The 1014-nt window shown below is 35.1% G+C and carries 2 protein-coding genes and 1 pseudogene; all 3 read left to right on the forward strand.

Annotation, left to right across the window (positions count from 1 at the left end; translation table 11 throughout):
- Positions 1-135: pseudogene (locus ACIR131C_RS25280) on the forward strand (Uma2 family endonuclease); the annotation flags it as partial.
- Between the two features lie 255 nt (positions 136-390).
- A complete protein-coding gene (locus ACIR131C_RS0100860) occupies positions 391-669 on the forward strand; it encodes a BrnT family toxin (RefSeq protein WP_028088705.1) in 279 nt (92 codons plus the stop codon).
- Positions 632-910, forward strand: a complete 279-nt coding sequence (locus tag ACIR131C_RS0100865; RefSeq protein WP_028088706.1) for a BrnA antitoxin family protein — start codon at positions 632-634, stop codon at positions 908-910. Before ACIR131C_RS0100860 ends, ACIR131C_RS0100865 begins: the two co-directional genes overlap by 38 nt.
- The last annotated feature ends 104 nt before the right edge of the window (positions 911-1014 follow it).

Consider the following 1014-nt stretch of genomic DNA (forward strand, 5'->3'; position numbering starts at 1 on the left):
GGACTATTACGGTATTTTACACCAACAGGAGAGCTAGTTCCCACACCTGAAGAAACCGCAGAAAAAGAAGCGAGAAAATCAGAACGTTTAGCAGCAAAATTGCGGGAATTAAATATAGATCCTGATACAATTTAATCCTGTTACTAGGTTACTCTGTTGCTTAACTTAAGAGGTTTTTTTAAAAGTCATGTAGGTTGGGTTAAGCGACAGCGCAACCCAACAAAAGATATAATGAAGATGTCTGAATCAGGTGGTTATCGAGCGACTTGTACTGAGCTTGCCTAAGTAAGTCGAGATGATATCCAGGATTAAAGGATTTACAGGATGAATGATTTTTGCTGAATAGGATAGCCATATCTTATAATTAAGAAATGATTTGAACTATCAGAGATGCAGTTTGAGTGGGACGAAGCGAAAAATTTAGAAAATATCCGTAAACATCAGATTGACTTTCAAGATGTTTATAAAATTTTTGACAGTCCAATGTTGATTGAGGAAGATGAACGTTTTGACTATGGTGAGGAAAGATGGTTTGGTATTGGTTTTTTAGGAAATGGAGTCGCTGTAGTTGTTTGGACAGAAAAACAAGGCAATGTAATTAGAATTATTTCAGCACGAAAGGCAAATCGTTATGAACGAAAAAAATTTGAACAATATTTCACGGACTAATTGGCAAGCATTAGATTCAATGTCAGATGAGAACATTGACTATTCGGATATTCCACCATTAACTGATGAGTTTTTTGAAAAGGCAACTTTGCAAATTCCCGCAGCACAAGCTAAAAATATTATTCAATTAGAACCTGATATCATAGCTTGGTTTAAAACCCAAAATAAAGACTATCAAACAGCTATTAATCAACTTTTACGTCGTCATATCGAAAGTAGCAGTAATCAAAAATCTGCTTAGTCATGTAGGTTGGGTTAAGCAACAGCGCAACCCAACAAAATAATAATATAATGTTGGGTTTTCTCAACCCAACCTACGTAATGCTATAATCAACAAATAACTAC

Source organism: Dolichospermum circinale AWQC131C (assembly GCF_000426905.1).
GTDB lineage: Bacteria > Cyanobacteriota > Cyanobacteriia > Cyanobacteriales > Nostocaceae > Dolichospermum > Dolichospermum circinale.